Raw genomic sequence first — 17255 nt, forward strand, 5'->3', positions numbered from 1 at the left:
GGCATGGCGATAGGCGTATTTGACTCCGGCGTCGGGGGCCTGACGGTCCACCGCGAACTCGTGGCCCGCTTTCCGGAGCGGGACTTTGTCTATTTCGCCGACCAGGCGCGTGGCGCGATCGGCGGCAAGACCGGCGAGGAGATCGTCGAACTGACCCGCGAGGGCTGCACGACCCTGTTCGACGCGGGCGCCAGCCTGGTCGTCCTCGCCTGCAATACGGCCTCGGCCGTGGCCCTGCGCCGGCTGCAGCAGACCTGGATCCCGGGGCTGAAGGCCCACTATGGCCGTCCCGTGAACGTGCTGGGCATCATCGTCCCGACCATCGAGGCCGCGACCGGCCTGCCCTGGACCTATGAGGCCGACAAGACGGCCAAGGACGACAAGATCCAGGCCATCGACATCCTGGGGGTCTTCTCGACGGCGGCGACGGCGATGAGCCGGGTTTATGAGATCGAGATCGACAAGCGGCGCGAGGACCTGGCGGTCTTCTCCGAGCCCTGCCCCGGTCTGGCCGGGCTGATCGAATTGGGCGCCACCTCCGAGGAGCTGAAGGTGGTGGTCCAGGAGCATGTCGACGCCCTGCGTCGCCGCATCGGCCGCCATCCGGACACGGCCATCCTGGGCTGCACCCACTATGAGATCATCGCCGACCTGTTCGCCCAGGCCCTGCCGGCGGGCACGAGCCTGATCCATCAGCCGACCGCCGTCGCCGACGCCCTGGAGCGCTACTTCGCCCAGCACCCGGAGTATGAACTGGGATCGTCGGGCCGCCGCGACTTCCTGACCAGCGGGACGCCGGGACCGCAGTCGGAGCTGGTCAGCCAGTTCTGGGGCGCGCCCCTGACCTTCGCCCCCGCCTGACCTTCGCCCCGCCTCCGCGGCCGACTGATCCTCAGTCCTCGAATTCGCCGAGCCGTTCGAACATCGCCTCGGCCTCGTCGAAGGTGTCGAACATCAGGGTCTCGGGCGGATTGACCACCCAGAAGCGGCTGACCGTGCGCCCGCCCGCATCGGCCTCGTCCTGCTGCCACAGGGCGTGGGTGACGTGATCCTGCAGCAGGGTCCAGACGCCCGGGCCTTCGGGATGGGCGGCAGCGGGCATGGGCGTCTCCAGGGTTCGGGACGGTTGTAACATCGATCCCGGGCTTGACGAGCGCCGCCGGGCGGCGCGTCGTGTCGCAGGGTCATCCGGGGAGGAACCGCCATGTCCGTGAAAGCCGCGTTCGCCGCGTTCGTCCTTTCCGCCTTCGCCACAGCCGCTCTGGCCACCAACGCCCGAGCCGAGGTGATCGAGAAGGACGCCGACCATTTCGTATTGCGCTATTCCGTCGCCCTGGAGACCACGCCAGAGGACATCTACGGCGCGATCGGCGACATCGGGCAATGGTGGGATTCGGCCCATACCTACAGTGGCGACGCGCACAACCTGACCCTGCCGCTGGAAGTCGGGGCCTGCTTCTGCGAGGCCCTGGCCGACGGCAAGACCTTCGAGCACGGGCGGGTCGTGGCGGCCGATCCGGAGACGGGCGTCCTGCTCGACGCCCCTTTGGGCCCGCTCAAGGGCAAGGCGACCAAGGCCGACTGGAGCCTCGGCTGGTCCGGCGTCGCCGGGGGCTGGGAAATGGTCATGACCTATGTCGTGCGCGGTCCGGGCCTGGGCGCCTTCGCCGAGGGTGTCGACGGCGTCATGCAGGGCCAGTTCAGCCGTTGGGTCCACTTCGCCGAATATGGTCCGGACGTCCCGGCGGACACGCCGCCGGCCTCCTAGGATGGCCTAGGGCGCGGTTCCGGTGGTGCGCATGATCTCGGCGCGCAGCTCGGGCATGCCGAGCTCCTTCTCGGCCGAGGTCAGGGCCACGTCGGGGAAGGCGGCGGGGCGTTTGGAGATGGCCTTGAGGGTCTTCTCCCGCATGGCTTCGCCCTCGCCCTTCTTGAGCTTGTCGGCCTTGGTCAGGACGATCTGGTAGCTGACGGCGGCGAGGTCCAGGGCGTCGAGCGCCTCGGTGTCCACCGACTTGAGGCCGTGGCGGCTGTCGATCAGCAGATAGACCCGCTTCAGCGTCACCCGCCCCCGCAGATAGTCACGGCCCAGATCCTGGAATTTCTTGACCGTGGTCTTCGACGCCTTGGCCCAGCCGTAGCCGGGCAGGTCGACCAGACGCAGCTGGCCGTCCAGGTCGAAGAAATTGACCTCACGCGTCCGGCCCGGCTCGTTGGAGGCGCGAGCCAGCTTGTGCATCCCGACGAGGCCGTTGATCAGGCTGGACTTGCCCACGTTCGACCGGCCGGCGAAGGCGATCTCGGGCAGGTTCGGCTCGGGCAGCTGCTCGATCTTGGCCGCCCCCATGACGAAGGTCGCCTGGCGCTGGAACAGGATCCGCGCGGCCTCGATCTCCTCGTCATCGTATTCCAACTCAGGTCGCCTTCTTGAGCTTGGCGAAGAAGGTGTCGATCGGGTTCTCGGCCTTGAAGCGGTGCATGATGAAATACTGCTGCACGATCGACAGGATGTTGTTCCACGCCCAGTAGACCAGCAGGCCGGCCGGGAAGCTGGCCATGATGAAGGTGAAGATCAGCGGCATGAACATGAAGATCTGGCGCTGGACCGGATCGGGCGCGGGCGGGTTCATGGCCTGCTGCAGCCACATGGTCAGGCCGTAGACGATGGCCAGAACGCTGAGCGCCAGGGTGAAGCCGCCGCCCATATGGGGCGAGATGAACTGGCCGATCAGGGGCGCCGAGGCCGGGTCCCAGGGGATCAGGCCGAACAGGTTCCAGATATTGGTCGGGTCGCGGTCGGACAGGTCGCGGATCCAGCCGAAGAAGGGCGCGTGCCGCATCTCGATGGTGACGTAGAGCACCTTGTAGAGGGCGTAGAAGACCGGGATCTGGACCAGGATGGGCAGACAGCCCGCCAGGGGATTGATCTTCTCGGACTGGTACAGCGCCATGGTCTCGCGCTGCTGGGCCGCCGGGTCGTCCTTATGCGCCGCCTTGATGGCCTCCATCCTGGGCTGGAGCTTGCGCATCTTCGACAGGCTCTCGTAGCTCTTGTTCGCCAGCGGGAACATGATGAGCTTGATCGTCAGCGTCAGCAGCAGGATGGCCACGCCGAAGTTGTGGACCAGGCCATAGAAGAACTCGACCAGCAGGAAGATCGGGCGCGTCAGGAAGAACAGGAAGCCCCAGTCGATGGCGTAGATGAAGCGCGGCAGGCCGAGCGACTTCTCATAGCCGGCGAGGATTTCGTTGCGCTTGGCGCCGGCGAACAGGTGCTGCTGCTCGACGATGGTCTGGCCGGGCTGGATCGTGTGCGAGGCGCCGAGCATCTGGGCGACATGGATGTCGAAACGGGTCGCGTCATCGACCTTGAACTGGGCGGTGACCTTTTCGGTCTGTGGCGGGATCAGGGCCGCCATCCAGTATTTGTCGGTGATGCCGAGCCAGCCGCCGGTCGAGGCGTGCTCCTCGAGCGGCTTCTTTTCCCAGGCCTTGTACTTGAGCTGTTCGGTCGAATAGCCCTTGCCGCCGTCGGCGCTGAAGGTGCCGATGGCGCCCTCGTGCAGGATCTGGGTCTTGCCCAGAGCCGGCGGCACGCCCTGGCGCTCGACGCGGCCGTAGGGGGCGATGGTCACGGCCTGGGTTCCCAGGTTAGCGACGGTGTCCTTGACCGCGAACATATACTGGTCGTCGACCGAGACCACGCGGGTGAAGCGCAGCCCCTGGCCGTTGTCCCAGGTCAGGGTGATCGGGGTGGCGGGCGTCAGGGTCGAGCCGTTGGTCAGGGACCAGACGGTGTTCGGACCGGGAACGCCGCCAGTGATGTTGGGGCCGGTCCAGCCGAACTGGGCGAAATAGGCGTGCTCCATCCCCTGCGGGCGGAACAGTTCCTCCATGCCGGAGTCGGGCTTGATGGTGGTGCGGTACTTGGTCAGGAACAGGTCGTCGATGCGGCCGCCCTGCAGCGACAGCGAACCCTTCAGGGTCGGGGTGGCGATCGGCACGCGTGCGGCGCCGCCCAGGGCCTGGGCGCGGTCGGTGACGAAGTTCGCGCTGGTCGGCGTCGTCTGCGGCCCGACAGCGTCGGACACGCCCGGCTTGCCGGTCTGGACGGCCTGCGAGGTCTCGTGCGCGGCCATGGCGGCGCGACGCGCCTTGCTTTGCGGCTCCAGGACGAAGATCTGATACAGGATCAGGATCACCACGGTGCAGATCACGAAGATCACCGTGTTGCGGGCGTTATCGAATTTCATTCGGTCAGCGGTCCTGGGAGTTTTTGTCGCGGGCAGCGGATGGCGTGTCGCCAGAAGTCCCTGCCGGAGGCGCCGGCGCGGTCGCCAGCCTTGTAAGCGCCGATTTCACGTCGTCAAGCAAACGCGGCCACTCGCGGGCCGCCGTGCCCATGCGGGCGATCAACACATAGTCGCTGCCCGGCACGCCGTGATCGCAAACGAGGGCGCGGGCGGCCTCGCGCAGACGGCGTTTGGCGCGGTTGCGGACCACGGCGCCGCCGACCTTGCGGGTGGCGGTGAAGCCGACGCGCACGACGGGATCGCCGTCGGCCCGGTCCAGACGCTGGACCACCACGGCGCCACGGGCCTGGGAAACGCCTTTCGCGGCCGCCAGAAACTGGGGCCGCGAGGTCAGGCGTTCGATTTTCAGAACATCCGTCATGGTTCCTCCCCCAAGGTAAGGAATTGGGGGGAAGAATACAGGCCGCTTAAGCAGTCAGCTTCTTGCGGCCCTTGGCGCGACGGCGCGCAACGATCTTCTGCCCGTTCTTGGTGGCCATCCGCGAACGGAAGCCGTGACGGCGCTTGCGCACGAGTCGCGACGGCTGATAGGTCCGCTTCACGGTCGGCTCCTCGGGTTGAATGTTTGTGCGACGGACAGATAAGCGTCCGCTGCAGGAGGGCGGGCGTATAAGGGGCCTGTCGGCATGAGTCAACGCCGGAACGCGCCCGAAAGCCCTTATCGCACGCAGTCGCGTGTCGGAGTTTGAATGAATCGTCTGAGGCGTTTCGCGCCCCTCATCCTTCTGGCCGGTGTGGCGGCCCTGATCTTCGGCATGGGCTGGAACCGCTATCTGTCGCTGGAGACCCTGCGCGTGCACGGCGCGGAGCTGCGCGCCTTCACCGCCGAGCACTGGATTTTGAGCCTTCTTGCCCTGATGGCCATCTTCACCATCGCCACCGCCAGCGTGGTGCCGGGCGTCTTCTTCGTGACCATCACCGCCGGTTATCTGTTCGGGCCGTGGGTCGGCGGGGTCTCGACCTCGATCGCAGCGACCCTGGGGGCCCTGATCGTCTATGGGGTGGCGCGGTCGGCGCTGGGACGGTCGATGCGCGAGCGGGCCGAACAGAACGACGGCCTGATGCAGAGGGTCTGCGTCGCCATCGACAAGGATACTTTCTGGTACGTTCTGGCCTCGCGTCTGGCCGTGGTGGTGCCCTTCCACATGATCAACATCGCCGCCGGGGTCATGGGGGTGCGGCTCCTGCCCTATGTGATCGCAACGGTGATCGGCCTGCTGCCCGCCCACATCATCTATTGCTGGATCGGGGCGCGGCTGAACGCCCTTCTGGTGAGCGACCCCAACCCCGACTTCCAGGCCCTGTTCGGCCAGTTCTGGGCCCCGATGACGGGCGTCTTCGTCCTGGCCGTGGTCCTGCCCTTCGCCCTGAAGGCGGTGCAGGCCCGTTTCGCGCCGAAGGTCTCCGGATGAAGCGACCGCGCGGCGCCAGTCTTGCAGGACCCTGGACATGAGCCTGGGGGACGATCTGGCCGGAAAGGTGCGCGAGCGCCTCAAGATTCCCGCCGACTGGCGTGAGCGGATGAAGCCGCACGCGCCGGACGGGCTGTCGTCGCGCCTGCTGCTGCTGACCGTCGCCTTCACCCTGGCGGTCGAGGCCCTGATCATCGCCCCCAGCGCCGCCTCCTTCCACGAGCGCTGGCTGACCGATCGGCTGCAGGCGGCCGAGCTGGCCTCGGTCGGGGTCGAGGCCCTGCCTTACAACGCGGTGGACGACAAGACCGCCGAGAGCATGCTGCGCATCGGCGGCGTCTCGGCCGTGGCCATCTCGGATCAGGGGGTGATGCGCCAGCTGCTGCAGGCGCCCCAGCTGACCCGGGCGCCGGACTTCATCGACCTGCGCCGCCGGGGTCTGGCCGCCCGGCTGTGGGACCCGGTCGTGACCCTGGCGGGCAAGCCCGACCGGTCGATCCGGGTGCGGGCCAAGCCGCGCTACCGCACCGGCGACTTCATCGACGTGGTCGCGCCGGCCCAGCCGCTGAAGCTGGAGCTGCGCGCCTTCCTGCTGAACAGCCTGCTGGTCTCGATGCTGATCTCCATCGTCGCGGGCGCCCTGCTCTATGCCGGCCTGGCCTTCCTGGTGCTGCAGCCGCTGCGACGGGTGACCCGGTCCATCGAGGGCTTCGCCGCCGACGTCGAGACCATCGCCCCCACGCCCTCGGACCGTCATGACGAGATCGGCCGGGTCGAGCGCGAACTGGCGCGGATGCAGGACGAGGTGCGTCAGTCGCTGCGCGCCCGTTCACGGCTCGTGGCGCTGGGCGAGGCCGTGGCCAAGATCAATCACGACCTCAGAAACATGCTGACGTCGGCCCAGATGGCGTCCGAACGTCTGGCCGCCTCGGCCGATCCGCAGGTGGCCAAGGCCATGCCGCGGCTGGAGCGGGCGCTGGGCCGGGCCGCCGCCCTGACCCGCAATGTGCTGGACTACGGCAAGTCCGAGGAGCCGGCGCCGGTGCTGATCCGTATCCCGCTGGCCACGGCGGCGGCCAGCGCCGCCGAGGACGCGGGGCTGGACCCGGCGGGCGTGCGGCTGACCAAGGCCATTCCGGCCCGCTTCGCCGTCGTCGCCGACAGCGACCAGCTGCACCGCATCCTGGTCAATCTGATGCGCAACGCCCGCCAGGCTATCGAGGCCGACGCCACGCGCGGTGCGCGCAAGGGCAAGGGCGTCATCCGCATCAATGCCGAGACCGACGGCGATGTGGCGGTCATCCTGATCGCCGACGACGGCCCCGGCATTCCGCCGCGCCTGTCCGAACGGTTGTTCGAGGCCTTCGTCAGCGGCAAGGCGTCGGAAGGCACGGGCCTGGGCCTGACCATCTCGCGCGAACTGGCGGCCAATCACGGCGGCGAGCTGCGGCTTGTCGACACCGGGCCGAACGGCACCACCTTCGAGATCCGCCTGCCGCAGAACCGGGCCATCGCATAACGATGGGATGTGGCCTGAAGATCACGCGAACCGGGTTGCGTTGCAGTGCAACATCGCGTCCCTTTTCCTTCCCCGTCAGCCGCTTGTAGGGATCATCATGGCCTTCTTTCCCGTGATCATGTGCGGCGGTTCCGGCACCCGGCTCTGGCCGGCGTCCCGCCCCTCGCGTCCCAAACAGTTCATCGCCCTGGCGGGCAACCGCTCCCTGTTCCAGGATACGGTGGAGCGGGTCGCCGGACTGGCGGCAGGCGGGGGACGGCTGATCGTGGTGGGCGGCGTCGCCCATGGCGAGGTTATCGCCGACCAGCTGTCCGAGATCGGCATCGAGGCCCAGGTGCTGCTGGAGCCCCAACCGCGCGATTCCGCCGCCGCGATGGCCGCCGCCGCCGCCTGGGTGCGCCGTCACGACCCCGAGGGCGTGATCGGCTTCGTGGCTTCCGACCACTACATCCCCGACGCCACGGCGTTCCGGCGCGCGGTCGTGGAGGCCACGACGGAGGCCCGAAACGGCCGCATCGTCACCCTCGGCGTCAAGCCGACAGAACCGTCCTCGGCCTATGGCTATGTGAAGCCGACGGGGCCGGGCCTGTCCGCGGTCGATTCCTTCCACGAAAAGCCCGACGCCGAGGCGGCCGCCGACTTCATCGCCTCCGGCTATCTGTGGAACAGCGGCAACTTCATCGTCTCGGCCGCGACCCTGACGGCGGATCTCGAGAAGTATGCGCCCAATGTGCTGGCGGCGGCGACCCAGGCCCTGCCGCCCGCGACCGAAGGGCCGTCGATGCAGACGCTGGAGGACGCCTTCCTCGCCTCGCCGAAGATTTCGATCGACTATGCGGTGATGGAGCACACCTCCAAGGCCTCCGTCCTGGCCGTGGACTTCGCCTGGTCCGACCTGGGCGCCTGGGACGCCATCGCCCAGAGCGGCGAAGGCTCCACCGGCATCCGCATTCTCGAGGACGCCGAACGGGTCCTGACCCGGGCTCCGGACGGGGTCATGGTCGCCGCCCTGGGCGTCAACGACATCGCAATCGTGGTCGAGCACGACGCGGTCCTGGTCTGCGACATCAACCGCTCGCAGGAGATCAAGCGGATCGTCGAGCGGGTTCGCACCATTTCGCCCAAGCATCTGGATTTCGCCATGCCCGCCCCCGAAGGCCTGACCGAGGGCGGTCGCTGGTTCGCCAATTGGCTGCGTCTGCGCGCCCTGCCGATGTGGTCGACAGTGGGCTTCGGCGCCGACGGCGGCTTCCGGGAATCCCTGACCCTGGGGGGCCAGGCGACCATCGGCTTCCGCCGGTCGCGGGTGCAGACGCGTCAGATCTACGTCTATTCCCAGGCCGGGCTCCTGGGCTGGCAGGGCCCCTGGCGGTCCATCGTCACCGCCGCCCTGGCCCGTCTGCGCCAGGCTTATCTGCGGCCGGACGGCGCCTCGCGCTCTCTGCTGGCCAATGACTGGACGGTTCTGAAGGACGAGGCCGCCCTCTACGACCAGGCCTTCGTCCTGTTCGCCCTCTGCGCCGCGAAACAGGCGGGGCTTGAGGACGCGGACCTGGAGGCGGATGCGGTCCGGCTGCGCGGTCATCTGCTGGCCGGCGCCATGGCCAATGGAGCCATGGTCGAGATCGGCGACCATCCGTACCAGTCCAACGCCCATATGCATCTGTTCGAGGCGGCCCTGGCCTGGTCGGAGATCAGCGAGGACCCGGCCTGGCGCGCGATGGCGGATCGGATCGCGGGCCTGGCCCTGTCGACCTTCATCGACGCCGACGGCGGCTTCCTGCGCGAGTTCTTCGGCGAAGACTGGAAACCCGCCGCCGGAGAGGACGGCCGGTTGGTCGAGCCGGGGCACCAGTTCGAATGGGCCTGGCTGCTGACGCGCTACGGTCACCTGACCGGAGACCCGGCGATCCTGGCCGCCGCCCGCCGGCTCTATCAGGTCGGCCGCAAGGGCGTCGCCCACCGGCCGCCGATCGCGGTGGACGCCATGAACGACGACCTCAGCCTGCGCAGCCGCCGCGCCCGCCTGTGGCCCCAGACCGAGTGGCTGAAGGCCGCGCTGATCCTGGCCGAGGACGCCGTCGACGCCGAACGGCAGACGCTGCTGGACGACGCCGCCGCCGCCCTGCGCGCACTGAAGCTCTATCTGACCGAGGACGGGGTGTGGCGCGACAAGCGGCTGCCGTCGGGCGAGTTCATCGACGAACCCGCGCCCGCCAGCTCCTTCTACCACATCATGGTCGCCTTCGATCAGCTGGTCCGGACCAGCCAGTTCCTGGACCCGAGCAGCGCGGCGCTCGATCTGGCCTGAAGGCCGGAACCGGCCTCAGCGGGTTCTGGCCTCAGTGGGTTCTGGCCTCAGTGGGTTCTGGCCTGGCCCTCGCGCCGGTCGTCGGCCCCGCCGTCCCAGCCCCAGGTCCCGTCGGCGGCGCGCCGCCACAGGGCGCCGTGCAGGCCGGAGTTCTCCGACGCATTGGGCTGAATGTGGATGCCGGCCTCGTCCATGCCCTCGCGCAGCGCCGGGCTGAACCGTTCGGTGTCCGCGCCGAAGCCGTCGCCCTTGGCCACCAGATTGGGCAGGTTGAAGGCTCCCTGGACCGGCAGGTTCCAGACCAGGGTCCCGATCAGCCCCTTGGCGTTATAGGCCAGGATCGACGACCCGCCGGGCGAGCCCATGGCCCCGACCAGATTGCCCTGCTGATCCAGGATGATCACCGGCGACATCGACGAACGCGGCCGCTTGCCCGCCGCCACCGCATTGGCCGCCTCCCCGCCGTCCGGACGGGTCGGGACGAAGGAGAAGTCGGTCAGCTGGTTGTTGAGGAAGAAGCCGTCGACCATCCGGCCCGAACCGAAGATGCTCTCGACCGTGGTGGTCATGCTGACTGCATTCCCCTCGGCGTCGATGATGACCATGTGGCTGGTGCCACCGGGCTCGCGCGTGGCGTCGCCGCCGCGGAAGACCCCGCCGGGAGGCGTGCCCGCCGGCGCGGCGCCGGTCAGATTGGGGGCCAGAGCCGCGCGCTCCGCCACATAGTCCTCGTCCAGCAGCCCCTCGACCGGAACCCCGACGAAGGCCGGGTCGCCGACGTAGCGGTCGCGGTCGGCGTACATCAGCCGCTGCAGCTGGGCGAAGGCGACCCAGGAGATGGGGTTTTCGGGTCCCCAGGCCAGGTCCGGCGAATATTCCGACATGGCCAGAAACTGCAGCAGGGCCACGCCGCTGGACGGCGGCGGCGGCACGCAGATCTGATAGACGCGGAACGGTCGGCACAGGGCGCCGCGCTCAATAGGCTTGTAGGCGGCCATGTCGGATATCGTCAGGGCGCCGGGGCGCGGCGCCTCATGCGTCGCGGCGACGATGGCCTCGGCGATCGGGCCCGAATACAGGGCTCCGGCGCCTTCGCGCGCCAGGGTCGCGACCGTCTCGGCATAGGCGGGGTTCTTCAGGACGTCGCCGGCCACATAGCGGGTCCCGTCCGGCTTGGTGAAATAGGCGTCGGCCCAGCGGGTGCGGCCCTGGCCCATATTGGCGGGGGCGGCGATCATCCCGGCCAGACGCGGGCTGACCACGAAGCCGTCGCGGGCCAGACGCTCGGCGTCGCCGAACAGCTCGCTCCAGGCCAGCTTGCCGTGCTCCTTCTGGGCCATTCCCAGCATGGCCACGGCGCCGGGCACGCCGGTCGAACGGCCGCTGAGCACCGCCTGCTGGAACGGCAGGGGCTTGCCGTCCTCATAGAAGAGTTCGGGCGTGGCCGCGGCCGGGGCGGTCTCCCGCCCGTCATAGGCGGTGACGGAATGCGTCGCGGCGTCATAGACCATCATGAAGGAGCCGCCGCCGAGGCCGGAGGACTGGGGCTCGACCAGACCCAGGACCGCCTGGACCGCGACCGCCGCATCGACGGCCGAACCGCCGCGCTTGAGCACATCCAGCCCGGCTTGCACCGCCAGGGGATTGGCGGCGGCGACGAAGGGACCGCGGGCGGGCGGGGCGGCCTCGGCTGTGGAAACCGCAGGAGCCGGGGACCGCGCGCCGGGCGCGACGCCGAGGCAGGCGGAAGTCAGAAACGGCAAGAGCAGCGCGGCGACGCACAGACGATCAAAACGCATCGGTGTCCTTGCGACCGTTGAGGAAACTGGCAGGCTTCCGGCCTAGTCCTCCCGCGCCGCCGCGCCAATAGAGGATTGCGATATCGGACGATTTGGCGCCCCGCCCCGAACCTGCTTCCGCACATTGCCGTGGCGTGCTTCGGCAAAACTGCTTAATCACACTCAACTCCATGATGCCGGATCCTGCCCGTATGCGCCGTATCGCGACCCTCGCCCTCCTCGCCTCTCTCGGCGCCTGCGCCGGTCTGCCGGCCGACGGCCCGTCGGGGCGGTCGATCACCCGGCAGGACGGAGTCGAAACCTCCGGCCTCACCTATTCCCTGGTCGATCTGAACTATGCCGTCAGTCAGCAGCTGCTGCAGGCGCCCAAGGTCGAGGACTCCAGTCTGGCGGCCCTGGCGAACAGCACCACCGCCGACACAATCAACATCGGCGACGAACTCCAGGTTTCCATCTTCGACCCCAGCGGCGGGCTGTTCTCGTCCCGCGCGGCGATCCCTTCGGCGACCACGGCCTCGGTCCAGGCCGGCAATCAGACCCTGCCGGCGCTGATGGTGGACCGGGACGGGACCATCGTGATCCCGTTCGGCGGCACGGTGAACGTCGCCGGCATGACCACCCGCGAAGCCTCCGAGGCGATTCGCAGGAGCCTGCGCGGCCGCGTCGCCAATCCCCAGGTTCTCGTCGCCGTCGCCAGCAGCCCGGCCAACGGCATCGTGGTTCTGGGCGAGGTTCGCAACCCGGGTCGGGCGTCCGTCCGGCCGGGCGCGGAAAACCTGCTCGACGCCATCGCCGCGGCCGGCGGCCCGAACCGGAATATCGACGACATCCGGGTGACGGTGAACCGCGCCGGGACCACCTATGAGGCTCCGCTTCGCAAGGTTCTGTCCGAATTCGACCAGAACGTCCGACTGAAGCGTGGCGACCAGGTCAATCTGGTCTACGCCCCGCGCCGCTACAGCAGCTTCGGCGCCCTGGGCCGGGTCAGCCAGCTGGAGATGCCCAGCGGCACCCTGACCCTGACCGGGGCCCTGGGTCAGCTCGGCGGGCTCGACGCCACCACGGCCAACGCCCGATCCGTCCTGGTCTTCCGTTTCGAGCGCCCCGAGGCCGCCCGCCTGGTCGGCGTGACCCTGCCCCCGACGCCCAAGGGCGTGCCGGTCATCTATCGCCTGGACCTGTCGTCGCCGACCGGCTTCTTCATCGCCAACGGTTTCGAGATCCGCCCGGACGACGTAATCTTCGTGCCGCGCTCGAGCGTGACCGAGATGAAGACCTTCTTCGAATTCGTGCGCAGCATCACCGGCATCATCTACGACGTCAGCGTCACGAGCACCCTGACCACAAACTGATGGCGGCCAGATCGGAGCCCTTCGGTTTCAGGACGATTCTCCAGCGACTCGGCCGTCGCGTTTCGGGAGGCTCCGATCCGCTTCCGGACGAAGCCGAGACCTCCGCGGCCGAAGGCTCGGCGGAACAGATCGCGCGTCGCGCCCTGGCCATGATGCTTGAGGAGGCCGTCGGCGTCCTGAAGGCGCTGGGACTTCCGCACCGGTCCGGCTTCTATCGATGGGATCCACACCGGCTGGAATGGGCCTTCCTGTCCAGCCGCATGACGCCGGCGGAGCGCTGGGCCATGGTTCTGGAGGCCCCCGCCGGCGAGGGATGGCGCTACGCGACCCTTCCACAGCTGGTCCGCGAGGCGCGGCCCGACGAGGAAATGGTTCGCCAGGCCGCCGAGATTCTCGAACAGGGCGCCGCCTGTCTGGCCAGGGCCGACCAACCGGGAGCCGGCGGGGTCGAGGCCGCGGTCAAGCTGGCGGTCGCCTGGGCTGAATTCCAGGTCGCCCGGATCGTGCCGATCGCCGACCGGCGGGAGCCGTTGAGGCTCTATTTCCCGCCTGAAGAACCGGCGGCCCATCTTCCGCCCGCGCGGGCGCCGTCGAAGAAAACCGGCAAATCCCGCCCGGCCCGAAAGATGAAATCAGGAGGCAAGGCATGACCACCGTCTGCGTCGACGGGCACAATCTCGCGCTTCCCCGGGGTTCGGGCATCGCGACCTATGCCCGAACCTTGCTGGACGGCCTGCACGCCATCGGGTTCGAGCGCCAGATTCTGCATGCGCCCCCGTCGCCGGTCCCCGAGGATCGGCTGCTGCGCGAGGTCATGGTCGGGGACGCCCGCTGGCGACGGATGGCGGCGATGGCCGCACCGAGGCCGAACCGCCGCGTCCAGGCGGCGCTGGCGCGCTTCGGCCGGTCCGCCCGGTTCGTGGCGCCCAGCGGTCACGTGCTCTGGCCTGACCATGGGACGGCGCCCGAAGCGGAAGGCTTCTGGCTGTCGCAGGACCTCTACCGGATCGCCAATCGGGCCTTCGCCAACGATCGTGTGGTCACGCCCTTGCGTTTCGAAGCGGCCCCCGGGGTTCCGGACGTCATGCACTGGACCTGGCCCACGCCGGTGAAGGTCCGGGCGATACCGAACATCTATACCATCCACGACCTCATCCCCCTGAAGCTTCCGCACACCACCCTGGACGACAAACGCCGGTTCCTGGACCTGTGCCGCCGGATCGTGCGGGACGCGGACCATGTCGTGACCGTCTCCGAGACCACGCGCCGCGACGTCATCGAGATGCTGGGCGCCGACGAGAGCCGCGTCACGACCACCTGGCAGTCCGCCGACCTGCCCGCCTCGGTCACCGGCCGTCCGGAAGCCGAGGTCGCCGCCGAGATCGAGCGCGCCTTCGCCCTGCCGTGGAAGGGCTATTTCGTCCACTTCGGCGCGATCGAACCCAAGAAGAACCTGGGCCGGCTGGTCGAGGCCTGGCTGCGCAGCGGCGTCGACACCCCGCTGATCGTCATCGGCGGCAAGGCCTGGATGGACGAGGAGGAGAGCGGCTTCCTCACCGAGTTGATCGCCGGCGGCCTGGGGGCCGGCGGCCGGTTGCGGAAATACGACTACATGCCCCGGGCGATCCTCCTGGACCTGGTGCGCGGTGCCCGGGCGACCCTGTTTCCGTCGCTGTACGAAGGGTTCGGCCTGCCGGTCCTGGAATCAATGATGCTGGGCACGCCCGTGATGGCGTCAAACGCCGGCTCCCTGCCGGAGATCGCGGAGCATGCCGCGGTGCTGGTCGATCCCTATGACATCGAGGACATGGCGCGAGGGCTCAGGCTTCTCGACGCCGATGCCGACCTGCGGGCCGATCTTTCGGTTCGGGGCAGGGCGCGCGCCGCCCGCTTCTCTCCGGCGGCCTATGCCGGGCGCCTGGCGAGCCTCTACCGCGGCCTTGGGCTTTCGGCCGGCTAGCCCTCGCGCCGCCGGACGCGCCAGAGATCCGTGCTGCGGACGATCCAGGCCTCGACCGCCTCGCGATCCGGCTGACGCAGGCCGTAGTAGAGCAGGGTCTCGTGATTGACCCAATGCGGGTTGCGGCCCGGGTCGCGTCCGGCCTCATCGCCCCAAATGCGAAACAGGGCTTCAAGCTCGCCCCGCGCCCGCCGCATCCGCGCCTCGCCGTCGTCGTGGCCTCGGCTGTGCGATTCCAGATGGACCAGCTCGAGATCGGCCGCATAGAGCACCGACCAGCCCTGCTCGCGGACGCGCAGACAGAAGTCGATGTCGTTGCAGCCCACGGCGAACTCCACGGCGTTGAAGCCGCCGACCTGTTCGAAAACCTCGCGACGCACCCCCATGAAGGCCCCCGTCACCGCCGCGGCCGGCCGGTTTCTGCGCCAGCGGTCGAGCGGGCCGCCGTCGTCGGGCGATGCGCCCAGGCCTTCGTGCACCGGCCTGCCGTCCAGCGCGCCGAGCGCCATCCCGGCGTGCTGGATCCTGCCGTTCGGATAGACGAGCCGGGCCCCGACCACCCCGACGCCCGGCAGAAGCAGACTCTGGCGCAGACGGTCGTCCCAACCCTCGGTGAGCATCTGCATGTCGTTGTTGGCGAACAGCAGGATTTCGGCCTCCGCCCCCGCCCCGGCCGCAGCGAGATTGTTCAGACGCGACCAGTTGAAGGGCTCGTCGATGGTCAGGACACGGATTCGCCCCTCATCCCCGAGGCGCGCCAGCAGGGCGAGGGTGTCCGGATCACGGCTGCCGTTGTCGACGACGAGGATGTCGAGCCGGTCAGGCCGGCTCGCCCTGGAGCGCAGGCTCGCGATCATCTTCTCCAGAACGGCGCCCTCGTCCCGCGTCGGGATGATCGCCAGGATCGTCGTCTCGCCCGGACCGTCTCGGCCCATCGTCGGGACATCCGCAGGCGATCCCGCCGCGTCATGCGTCGTCGCCAGCACAAGGGGGACATGGGCGACGGTTCCGGAACCGGCGGCCTCGGCGAGAAGGACGCGTCTGTCGCGGGTCGTGGCGAAGCCGCCCAGCTCCCCCGAGCGGAACAGGATCGCGGCCGGAGCCGATGGGGCGGTCGCGAGGTCGAGGGGGTGGAAGGCCGAGCGGAAGGCGGGCCGGAGCCGGATCGTCGCCTCCCCTTCGCCGACAGCCTGATCGTCATCGCCATAGGCGGCGGCGGCGCCGGTCGCCTGAGCCGCATGCAAAAGCCAACCGAGTCCCCTCGGGTCGAGCGTCACACCCGCGTCGAGCAAGAGCACGGGCTGGGCCTCCAGGGGCGGCGGCTGATCGCCTGACCACACCACCACGGCATCGACGGAAACCTCCGACCGCCGCAGGCTGGCGCGGGTGAGCTCGATCCGCGAGGCGGAGGCGTCCCGGGCGTCAATCAGAGCCGTCACGCGTCCCGGCGGCAGGGCGGTCGGGGGGGCGGTCGGCGGGAGCTCCGGCAGGGTGAGGGCGCGCCGGAAAGCCTCATATTCGGCGACGGGAACCGAAGCGGTTCTGGCCGCACGAACGCTCGCGGCGAGCTCGGCCAGCTCGGCCTTGTCGGGGCGCGCGCGCTGAAGCGCGACGATCAGAACCTCGGCCTCGTCGAGCCGGCCGGCGGCATGAAGCGTGCGGGCCAGCCTGATCCCCACGCCGATATCGCGGGGGCGTCGCAGCAGATAGGACCGGTAGCCTTCGACGGCCGTCGTCCAGTCCGACCCGCGGCGCGCGTCATCCGCCCGGGCGACGCCCGCCACTCGGCGCAGGCGTTCCCGGCGCCGCGCCACCATGGCGGCCCAGCCGGCCCTAACTCTCTCAAGCCATTCGCGGCCCACGCAAATCCCTCTGAACCGCTTTGCCCTCGCCGAAAGGCCACTTCGCATATACCCGGGGTAGCAAGGCCGACAAGGCAAGGCTACGAGATCGAAATGGGCGAGGTTGCCATGCCGCCCCCATCTACTATGACGGAAACCATGATCCAGACGACCACCATACCTGTCCTGCTCAAGCCCCGTCGTTTTGGCGATGATCGCGGCTGGTTCATGGAGACCTATTCCGTCGGCGCGGCGGCGGCGGCCGGCATCGCCGAAGTCTTTGTCCAGGACAACCAGTCGTTTTCGGCTTTCGAGGGCACCATCCGCGGCATCCACTACCAGAAGGCTCCCCACGGCCAGGGCAAGCTGGTGCGTTGTGTTCGCGGCTCGATCATGGACTACGCCGTCGATCTGCGGCGTGGATCGCCGACCTATGGACAGCATGTCGCGGCCAAGCTGACCGCCGAAGGCGGGGAACAGCTCTATGTGCCGGTCGGCTATGGCCACGCCTTCGTCACCCTCGAGCCGAACGTCGAGGTCGCCTACAAGGTGACGGACGTCTATGCCCCCGACTGCGACGGCGGCGTCCTGTGGTCCTGCCCGACCATCGGCATCGACTGGCCTCTGCCCGCCTCGGGTCCGGTCCTTTCCGAGAAGGACAAGGTGCTGCCGACCCTGGCCGAGTTCGACAGCCCGTTCGAGTACGACGGCCGTCCGCTTGAGCCCCTGCCCGCGCTCTAAGGAAGAT

At 68.8% G+C, this 17255-nt stretch carries 16 protein-coding genes; 9 read left to right on the top strand and 7 right to left on the bottom strand.

Going from position 1 to position 17255, the window contains the following annotated elements:
* The first annotated feature begins 3 nt into the window (after positions 1-3).
* Positions 4-861, top strand: a complete 858-nt coding sequence (locus ACW172_RS05500) for a glutamate racemase (RefSeq protein ID WP_492034184.1) — start codon at positions 4-6, stop codon at positions 859-861.
* Positions 862-892: 31 nt separating this feature from the next.
* Here the strand turns inward: ACW172_RS05500 and ACW172_RS05505 are convergent, their stop codons facing one another.
* Positions 893-1102: a hypothetical protein gene (locus ACW172_RS05505; protein ID WP_492034185.1), complete on the bottom strand. Its 210-nt coding sequence runs from the start codon at positions 1100-1102 to the stop codon at positions 893-895.
* A gap of 102 nt (positions 1103-1204) precedes the next feature.
* On the opposite strand from ACW172_RS05505, the gene ACW172_RS05510 reads away from it, so the two are divergent.
* On the top strand, positions 1205-1768 hold the full coding sequence (locus ACW172_RS05510) for a hypothetical protein (RefSeq protein WP_492034186.1): 564 nt from the start codon (positions 1205-1207) through the stop codon (positions 1766-1768).
* Positions 1769-1774: 6 nt separating this feature from the next.
* On the opposite strand, the gene yihA is transcribed toward ACW172_RS05510, so the two are convergent.
* The 4 genes from yihA to rpmH are packed head-to-tail and all read right to left on the bottom strand — an operon-like array spanning position 1775 to position 4855.
* Positions 1775-2413, bottom strand: coding sequence for a ribosome biogenesis GTP-binding protein YihA/YsxC (yihA, locus tag ACW172_RS05515; protein ID WP_492034187.1), 639 nt, complete (start codon positions 2411-2413; stop codon positions 1775-1777).
* Position 2414: 1 nt separating this feature from the next.
* Positions 2415-4253 carry a membrane protein insertase YidC gene (yidC, locus tag ACW172_RS05520; RefSeq protein WP_492034188.1) on the bottom strand — a complete coding sequence of 613 codons (1839 nt, stop codon included), beginning with the start codon at positions 4251-4253 and terminating at the stop codon, positions 2415-2417.
* A 4-nt stretch (positions 4254-4257) separates the two neighbouring features.
* Positions 4258-4674 (bottom strand): ribonuclease P protein component, encoded by a 417-nt coding sequence (gene rnpA, locus ACW172_RS05525; RefSeq protein ID WP_492034189.1) that lies wholly within the window; start codon positions 4672-4674, stop codon positions 4258-4260.
* A 46-nt stretch (positions 4675-4720) separates the two neighbouring features.
* A complete protein-coding gene (gene rpmH / locus ACW172_RS05530; protein WP_013268133.1) occupies positions 4721-4855 on the bottom strand; it encodes a 50S ribosomal protein L34 in 135 nt (44 codons plus the stop codon).
* Between the two features lie 147 nt (positions 4856-5002).
* Here rpmH and ACW172_RS05535 point away from each other — a divergent pair, with 147 nt between their 5' ends.
* The 3 genes from ACW172_RS05535 to ACW172_RS05545 all read left to right on the top strand — a co-directional run bounded on the left by ACW172_RS05535 (position 5003) and on the right by ACW172_RS05545 (position 9555).
* Positions 5003-5725: a TVP38/TMEM64 family protein gene (locus ACW172_RS05535; protein ID WP_492034190.1), complete on the top strand. Its 723-nt coding sequence runs from the start codon at positions 5003-5005 to the stop codon at positions 5723-5725.
* A gap of 37 nt (positions 5726-5762) precedes the next feature.
* On the top strand, positions 5763-7244 hold the full coding sequence (locus ACW172_RS05540) for a sensor histidine kinase (protein ID WP_492034191.1): 1482 nt from the start codon (positions 5763-5765) through the stop codon (positions 7242-7244).
* 97 nt (positions 7245-7341) lie between these two features.
* Positions 7342-9555, top strand: coding sequence for an AGE family epimerase/isomerase (locus ACW172_RS05545; protein ID WP_492034192.1), 2214 nt, complete (start codon positions 7342-7344; stop codon positions 9553-9555).
* Positions 9556-9602: 47 nt separating this feature from the next.
* Here ACW172_RS05545 and ACW172_RS05550 read toward each other — a convergent pair whose 3' ends face one another.
* The gene (locus ACW172_RS05550; RefSeq protein WP_492034193.1) at positions 9603-11354 is read right to left on the bottom strand and encodes a gamma-glutamyltransferase family protein; all 1752 of its coding nucleotides are present in this window, start codon (positions 11352-11354) and stop codon (positions 9603-9605) included.
* Positions 11355-11545: 191 nt separating this feature from the next.
* On the opposite strand from ACW172_RS05550, the gene ACW172_RS05555 reads away from it, so the two are divergent.
* Genes ACW172_RS05555 through ACW172_RS05565 form a run of 3 tightly spaced genes read left to right on the top strand, consistent with a single transcriptional unit; the run spans position 11546 to position 14666 of the window.
* On the top strand, positions 11546-12706 hold the full coding sequence (locus tag ACW172_RS05555; RefSeq protein WP_492034194.1) for a polysaccharide biosynthesis/export family protein: 1161 nt from the start codon (positions 11546-11548) through the stop codon (positions 12704-12706).
* Positions 12706-13356, top strand: coding sequence for a hypothetical protein (locus ACW172_RS05560; protein WP_492034195.1), 651 nt, complete (start codon positions 12706-12708; stop codon positions 13354-13356). The genes ACW172_RS05555 and ACW172_RS05560 overlap by 1 nt, the downstream gene beginning before the upstream one ends.
* Positions 13353-14666 carry a glycosyltransferase family 4 protein gene (locus ACW172_RS05565; protein ID WP_492034196.1) on the top strand — a complete coding sequence of 438 codons (1314 nt, stop codon included), beginning with the start codon at positions 13353-13355 and terminating at the stop codon, positions 14664-14666. Before ACW172_RS05560 ends, ACW172_RS05565 begins: the two co-directional genes overlap by 4 nt.
* On the opposite strand, the gene ACW172_RS05570 is transcribed toward ACW172_RS05565, so the two are convergent.
* A complete protein-coding gene (locus ACW172_RS05570) occupies positions 14663-16450 on the bottom strand; it encodes a glycosyltransferase (RefSeq protein ID WP_492034197.1) in 1788 nt (595 codons plus the stop codon). The two genes, ACW172_RS05565 and ACW172_RS05570, sit on opposite strands and share 4 nt — an antisense overlap.
* Before the next feature lie 216 nt (positions 16451-16666).
* Here ACW172_RS05570 and rfbC point away from each other — a divergent pair, with 216 nt between their 5' ends.
* Entirely contained in the window at positions 16667-17248 is a 582-nt protein-coding gene (gene rfbC / locus ACW172_RS05575; RefSeq protein WP_492034198.1) for a dTDP-4-dehydrorhamnose 3,5-epimerase, read from the top strand.
* Positions 17249-17255: the final 7 nt, after the last annotated feature.

Source organism: Brevundimonas sp. ALps5 (assembly GCF_058681645.1).

Excerpts from the sequence above, each read along its gene's own strand:
- ACW172_RS05500 (WP_492034184.1), top strand. The coding sequence starts at position 4 with ATGGCGATAGGCGTATTTGACTCCGGCGTCGGGGGCCTGACGGTCCAC.
- ACW172_RS05505 (WP_492034185.1), bottom strand. The coding sequence starts at position 1,102 with ATGCCCGCTGCCGCCCATCCCGAAGGCCCGGGCGTCTGGACCCTGCTG.
- ACW172_RS05510 (WP_492034186.1), top strand. The coding sequence starts at position 1,205 with ATGTCCGTGAAAGCCGCGTTCGCCGCGTTCGTCCTTTCCGCCTTCGCC.
- yidC (WP_492034188.1), bottom strand. The coding sequence starts at position 4,253 with ATGAAATTCGATAACGCCCGCAACACGGTGATCTTCGTGATCTGCACC.
- rnpA (WP_492034189.1), bottom strand. The coding sequence starts at position 4,674 with ATGACGGATGTTCTGAAAATCGAACGCCTGACCTCGCGGCCCCAGTTT.
- ACW172_RS05535 (WP_492034190.1), top strand. The coding sequence starts at position 5,003 with ATGAATCGTCTGAGGCGTTTCGCGCCCCTCATCCTTCTGGCCGGTGTG.
- ACW172_RS05540 (WP_492034191.1), top strand. The coding sequence starts at position 5,763 with ATGAGCCTGGGGGACGATCTGGCCGGAAAGGTGCGCGAGCGCCTCAAG.
- ACW172_RS05545 (WP_492034192.1), top strand. The coding sequence starts at position 7,342 with ATGGCCTTCTTTCCCGTGATCATGTGCGGCGGTTCCGGCACCCGGCTC.
- ACW172_RS05550 (WP_492034193.1), bottom strand. The coding sequence starts at position 11,354 with ATGCGTTTTGATCGTCTGTGCGTCGCCGCGCTGCTCTTGCCGTTTCTG.
- ACW172_RS05555 (WP_492034194.1), top strand. The coding sequence starts at position 11,546 with ATGCGCCGTATCGCGACCCTCGCCCTCCTCGCCTCTCTCGGCGCCTGC.
- ACW172_RS05560 (WP_492034195.1), top strand. The coding sequence starts at position 12,706 with ATGGCGGCCAGATCGGAGCCCTTCGGTTTCAGGACGATTCTCCAGCGA.
- ACW172_RS05565 (WP_492034196.1), top strand. The coding sequence starts at position 13,353 with ATGACCACCGTCTGCGTCGACGGGCACAATCTCGCGCTTCCCCGGGGT.
- rfbC (WP_492034198.1), top strand. The coding sequence starts at position 16,667 with ATGATCCAGACGACCACCATACCTGTCCTGCTCAAGCCCCGTCGTTTT.